Source organism: Klebsiella sp. 4_1_44FAA (assembly GCF_000238715.1).
Classification (GTDB): Bacteria; Pseudomonadota; Gammaproteobacteria; order Enterobacterales; family Enterobacteriaceae; genus Klebsiella; species Klebsiella pneumoniae.
Window position 1 is genome coordinate 90,036 of record NZ_JH414802.1, and the last position, 4,887, is coordinate 94,922.

Below are 4,887 nucleotides of genomic sequence, written 5' to 3' on the forward strand. Positions count from 1 at the left end.
CGTAGCCGCTTCGGTGTTCAGTGTGCGCAGCGCCGCCTGCTGCTCGGGAGCCAGCGTCGCCCCGGCGTGAACAAAACGTTGCCACGTCAGGGTCAGGAGACGATAGGACTCGCTGTCCAGCGCCAGCGCGTCGCGCTGCTCGTAGACGCTGTTCACGCGCTGAAACAAGGCCGCATTAAGCCAGATGTCATTCCCCAGCTCGGCGAGTTCGGCGGAAAATTGTTCATCCAGTGATTGAATATAAGGATTGGTATGGGCGCCAGCCATGGCGAAAAAGACCCGCGTCACCCGCGCCAGCAGCTGACCACTCTGCTCCAGCGCCTCGAGCGTGTTGGCGAAACTGGCCGGCTGCGGATTGTCGATAATAGCGCGAATTTCGGCCCGCTGCTGCCGGACGCCCTCATCAAACGCCGGGCGATAGTGGCTGTCGTCAATCACATCGAACGGCGGCGCCTGGTAAGGCAACGTACTGACGCTAAAAAAGGGGTTTCGTTCGGACATCTTTCTCTCCTGTACAGGCTAATGCTGTAAGATTAGGCCTCTCCTTAAGGGGTCGCAATGATTTCCGTTACCGGTCGCCGCCTGTGCGTGCTATGGTATGAAAACACAAAAAGCGTTGAGGAACAGTAAGATGATTATCATGGTCACCGGCGCCACCGCCGGTTTTGGTGAAAGTATTACTCGCCGTTTTATCGCTAACGGTCATAAAGTGATTGCCACCGGTCGTCGTGAAGAGCGCCTGAAGACGCTGAAAGACGAGCTGGGCGATAATCTTTATATCGCGCAACTTGACGTCCGCAACCGCGCCGCCATTGAGACGCTGATTGCTGACCTGCCGGCCGAGTGGCAGGCTATCGATGTGCTGGTGAACAACGCCGGCCTGGCGCTTGGTCTGGAGCCGTCGCACCGCGCCAGTGTGGAAGACTGGGAAGATATGATCGACACCAATAATAAAGGGCTGGTGTACATGACCCGCGCCGTGCTGCCGGGGATGGTGGAGCGCAATCGCGGCCATATCATCAATATCGGCTCTACGGCAGGCAGCTGGCCTTACGCCGGCGGAAACGTCTATGGGGCGACCAAAGCCTTTGTCCGTCAGTTTAGCCTCAATCTTCGTACCGACCTGCACGGCACCGCGGTGCGCGTGACCGACATCGAGCCGGGTCTGGTGGGCGGCACCGAGTTTTCTAACGTCCGCTTTAAGGGCGATGACGCTAAAGCCGAAAAAGCTTACGAAAATACCCAAGCGCTAACGCCGGAAGATGTGACCGAGGCGGTCTGGTGGGTCGCCACCCTGCCGAAACATGTCAACATCAACACCCTGGAGATGATGCCGGTGAGTCAGAGCTTTGCCGGACTCAGCGTTCACCGTCAGGGCTAACCGTCAGCCACCCGGCCTGCGGGCCGGGTATGGGCGGAAACGCAAAAAACGCGTAAAATAGTGCGCATAACCCCCTAAAAAGTAACCATCAATGGCCGCAGAATCGCAACTGAATCCGACGCAACCCGTCAATCAGCAAATTTATCGCATCCTCCGCCGGGATATCGTTCACTGCCTGATCCCGCCTGGTACACCGCTGTCGGAGAAAGAAGTCTCCGTGCGTTTTGCGGTGTCTCGTCAGCCGGTGCGCGAAGCCTTCATTAAGCTGGCGGAAAACGGACTTATCCAGATTCGTCCCCAGCGCGGTAGCTACGTCAATAAAATCTCATTGTCGCAGGTGCGTAATGGTTGCTTCGTCCGCCAGGCGATCGAGTGCGCGGTGGTTCGCCGTGCCGCCGGCATGATTAACGAAGAGCAACTTTATCAGCTGGAACAGAATCTTCACCAGCAGCGTATTGCCGTTGATCGGCAGCAGTTAAACGACTTTTTCCTGCTCGATGATGAATTTCACCAGAAGCTGTCGATTATTGCCGACTGTCAGCTGGCCTGGGAGACAGTGGAAAATATTAAAGCCGCCATCGATCGCGTCCGCTATATGAGTCTGGACCATGTCACCTCTCCTGAGATGCTTCTGCGCCAGCATCATGAGATTTTCACCGCGCTGGAAAAACGCGATGCCGAGGCGGTAGAAAAAGCCATGAGTATCCATTTGCATGAAATCAGCGAATCCGTACTGCTGATTCGCCAGGAGAACCGCGACTGGTTTAGTGAAGAATAAGAGCCAGACGGCTGCCGGCATGGCCGACGCAGCCGTCGTCATTGAAGGGATTATCTAACGACCAATACCGGCGTTTTGGCGTAGCGCAGAATTGACTCGGCGTTGGAGCCCAGCAGATGGGTGGAGATCCCCGGTTTGCGGGAACCAATCACAATGACATCGAACTCTTCGTTGTTACTGAGAGCCAGAATTTCGTCACGCACGTTGCCAAAGACTACGCGGGTATGGATCCGCGTCATGGGGATGGCGAACAGTCGCGCCACCTCGCGCATTTTTTTCTCCGACTCTTCTTTCATATAGGCTTCAAACTTACGAATATCCGCCGTAAAACCGCGCAATAGCGAACGGCTGCTGTTCGGCAGAACGTTGAGCAAGGTGATCTCGCCATTTTCGGCCGAAGCGAGAAATTCCGCGTGACGCACCGCTTTATCGCTTAAATCCATTTCAAAGACATCAACAGGCAATAAAATTTTTTTATACATGGCCCGTACTCCTTTTGCAGAGAAAGTTCTTTTTCAATAACTTAAATATGCCATTATTGCGGTGAAATACCAGTCATTGTTCGGAAAAATAACAGCTAATTATCTTTAGTAAATCAGGGAAATATAGAGTTATGTATAGACATTGCGTTCGATCATATTCTGCGTCTGCTAAAACCGATCGCTAGCAAAAAATAGACATCAGCGGAGTATCGTAGAAATAACTGAAGAGCCGGTGTCGACCCCGGGACCGACACCGGAAAAAGATTATTGCGCGGCGGCCCACGCGGCGACGGTAGCTTTAGCCCCCTGCCGCTGCAGCGCTAAGTAGGCGCGGGTCACCGCCGTGACAAAGCGTAACTCCTGCGGCAGTTCGACGCCGAAAATCGCCTCAATACCCAGCAGCGCTTTGACTCGCGCTTCGCCATCGGCGCTGGCAGCCACCGCTTGCTGGATAACCGGCAACAACGGGTCGCATATCTCGATTGCCTGGCCCGCATCGTCAACGCCGCCAACGTAGCGCATCCACCCTGCCACGCCCAGCGCCAGCAGTGTAAAATCACGCTGATGCACCAGATGCCAGCGTATTGAGTCCAGCATGCGCTGGGGCAACTTCTGGCTGCCGTCCATGGCTATCTGCCAGGTGCGGTGCTTCAGCGCCGGATTGCAGTAACGGTCAATCAGCAAACTGGCATAGCGTGACAGATCCACCCCCTGCACCTTCAGCGTTGGTGCCTGTTCGTCCAGCATCAACGACAGCGCCGCGCGACGGTAGTTATCGTCCTGCATACAGTCGTTGATATGCTGATAACCGGCCAGATAGCCGAGATAAGCGAGGAACGAATGGCTACCATTGAGCATTCTCAGCTTCATCTCTTCGAAAGGCACCACGTCGGCGACCAGTTCCGCTCCCGCTTTCTCCCACTGCGGACGTCCGGCAACAAAGTTATCCTCAATCACCCACTGACGGAAAGGTTCGCAGGCCACCCCGGCCGGGTCGCGAACCCCGGTCAGCTGGGTAATTTTATCGAGGGTTTCGGCAGTCACCGCCGGGACAATCCGGTCCACCATGGTCGACGGAAAGGTGACATTCTGCTCTATCCATGCGGCAAGATCCTCGTCTAAAGCCCGGGCGTAGGCGCAGACGACGTTGCGCATCACGTGACCATTTTCCGGCATGTTATCGCAGGACATCACGGTAAAAGCAGGCAGGCCGGCCGCCCGGCGGCGAGATAAGGCCTCCACCACTACCCCCGCCGCCGATTTTGGCTGGTGCGGGTTATGCAAATCGGCGGCGATCAGCGGGTGATCGAGCTGCAGTTCGCCGCTGGCTGGCGAATGGCAATAGCCTTTCTCAGTAATCGTCAGGGAGACAATGGCCACCTGTGGCTGACACATCGCCGCCAGCACCGCTTCGAGACCATCAACCCCGGCGTGCAGCGCCTTCTTCACCACACCAACCACGCGCGCGGTCCAGGCGTCGGCGGACATTTCGGCGACGGTATACAGCAGATCCTGCTGCTGGAGATCGGCGATCTGCTGCTCGCCGCCAATCAGATTAACTTCGGTGTAGCCCCAGTCGCTGCCGTGCTCGCTGGCCAGTATATCGGCATACACAGCCTGATGAGCGCGATGAAACGCGCCAAAACCAAGATGAACGATACGGGGGATCAGTGCGCTGCGATCGTAGGTCGGCAGCGTGGCGTTAGCGGTTAAGAGGGTGTTTTCCATGATGACTCTCGTTGTTATGTAGCCCATCAACCATTCTCGGGGAGAACTCTCGAGGAGAATGCCTTTGTGCCTCAACCATCTCACGCAATTGGTATAACATCTTTGATTTCTGTCAACTACCATACAAGAAGATCTCGCCTGATAAAGCACAGGGCACATGGCTGCAATCGCCGCAGTGACAGGATAGCGCAGGTAACGGAAGGAGAAGAACATGGCGGCCGCGCGTCCCTGCGGGCCTGCTGTTGACGAATCGCCGAGCGTTGCTAATCGATGCGAGTTTTGACGATAAAGAAGTAGCACAGCGCCCCGGCAAAGGTCACCCCGGCGGCGATCACCAGCGCCAGATTGAAAGAGTGAGTCGTATCCACTACCCAGCCGGTCACGATCGGCGCGAAAGAGGCAAACACAAAGCTGCCGAAGTTCTGGATCGCCGCCACCGAAGCCACTTTATGCTCCGCCACCATTACCTGCACCAGCCCCCAGGCGGACGTCCCGGCAAAATGAACGCAAAACAGCGC

General features: G+C 56.1%; 4 protein-coding genes and 2 pseudogenes. 2 read left to right on the top strand and 4 right to left on the bottom strand.

Annotated features, from left to right (window positions below; translation table 11 throughout):
* Positions 1–501, bottom strand: a pseudogene (locus HMPREF1024_RS09995) (dipeptidyl carboxypeptidase II); the annotation flags it as partial.
* Positions 502–631: 130 nt separating this feature from the next.
* Between HMPREF1024_RS09995 and ydfG the strand changes: the two are divergent.
* Entirely contained in the window at positions 632–1,381 is a 750-nt protein-coding gene (gene ydfG, locus HMPREF1024_RS09990) for a bifunctional NADP-dependent 3-hydroxy acid dehydrogenase/3-hydroxypropionate dehydrogenase YdfG (RefSeq protein WP_009308917.1), read from the top strand.
* A 91-nt stretch (positions 1,382–1,472) separates the two neighbouring features.
* Positions 1,473–2,159, top strand: a complete 687-nt coding sequence (locus HMPREF1024_RS09985; protein ID WP_002903730.1) for a GntR family transcriptional regulator — start codon at positions 1,473–1,475, stop codon at positions 2,157–2,159.
* A gap of 50 nt (positions 2,160–2,209) precedes the next feature.
* On the opposite strand, the gene HMPREF1024_RS09980 is transcribed toward HMPREF1024_RS09985, so the two are convergent.
* The 3 genes and pseudogenes from HMPREF1024_RS09980 to HMPREF1024_RS09970 form a co-directional block, all read right to left on the bottom strand.
* Complete coding sequence (locus HMPREF1024_RS09980) at positions 2,210–2,641, bottom strand: universal stress protein (RefSeq protein ID WP_004183938.1); 432 nt, start codon at positions 2,639–2,641, stop codon at positions 2,210–2,212.
* A 264-nt stretch (positions 2,642–2,905) separates the two neighbouring features.
* Complete coding sequence (locus tag HMPREF1024_RS09975) at positions 2,906–4,369, bottom strand: mannitol dehydrogenase family protein (protein WP_009308918.1); 1,464 nt, start codon at positions 4,367–4,369, stop codon at positions 2,906–2,908.
* 263 nt (positions 4,370–4,632) lie between these two features.
* Positions 4,633–4,887 (bottom strand): annotated as a pseudogene (locus HMPREF1024_RS09970) (MFS transporter); the annotation flags it as partial.